The 1,066-nt window shown below is 34.1% G+C and carries 1 protein-coding gene; it reads right to left on the bottom strand.

From position 1 onward, the window contains the following. Positions 1-964: 964 nt before the first annotated feature. On the bottom strand, positions 965-1,066 hold a 102-nt coding region (locus tag ACXVWP_RS11085; protein ID WP_077495063.1), incomplete at its 5' end, for an EF-Tu C-terminal domain-related protein.

Here is a 1,066-nt window from a genome sequence, read left to right as displayed (position 1 = left end):
ATAATTAATCAAGGATAAATAAAGGCTTGATGCAGTACATTGAGCCTTTTTTATTGAGTTTTGTCATCAGTACGCGCGCGCGAGGGGGTGATAAAATCGCTATGGGTTTTGTCTATCAAAACCGCCCATTCAACTCAATTTTTACAACCGCAAAATTAATATTTTAGATGAAAGATGATGATGCCTAGAAACCTAAAAATTAGCCGAAAACCGCGAGCCCGAAACCCCGTGGAAAGATGCGCCCCCTTAGGAGTACCTTTTAATCTCTAGCTACTAGCGATAATCATCACTCATCATTGCACGACAAACAGCAGAAACAAGATGCTTTATCCCTTCCCTTTGTGAATTAGAAAATTTGTCAAATAGATCTCATTTTTCTTTTTTGCTGGTAGCTAGAAGTGATTAAATGGCAAAAAAAGTGATAAATCACTTTCATTAATCACTTTATCACTTGTGTATCACTTGTTAATCACTTGTCTTTTTATTTTTTATAATCAAATGCTTACAGTGAGAAATGACCATTGGAAGTGAATAAGTGATTAAACTTCGCAAAAAAAATCTCCCGCGAAAATTTTTATTTTTTACTATAAAAGATAGCGAGCTATCATTACGCGGTTAAGATGTTTAAAGTTTGATTTTGGGCACTGGTAAATCATCATTTAGGGTTGCTTTCAAATTTGGTTAAAAAGTAATCAAAAATCAACGGAAAAAATTTTTTAGTACCATATTTTGTACTATATTTTTGATGCCAAAAAATAATATCATTATTTTTCATAAAGTTATGATTCAAATTCAACTCCCATGACCTTCCGCCACTTTTTTCCTCCAACAAATATTTCTCTCTTCCTAACATTCACTTTTTTAATTTGAATTTTCATCATAATTTTGCGGAATTTTAGGCAAACAAAAAGGCGTATCTTTCGATACGCCTTCTTAATCTAACTTGTTACAGTTAATACATCAATTATTTGATGATTTTCGCAACAACGCCAGCACCTACTGTACGGCCACCTTCACGGATTGCGAAACGTAAACCTTGGTCCATCGCGATTGGGTGGATTAAGCT

This window comes from Haemophilus sp. SZY H56 (assembly GCF_054332415.1).
This window is presented reverse-complemented; position numbering and strand designations above follow the sequence as displayed.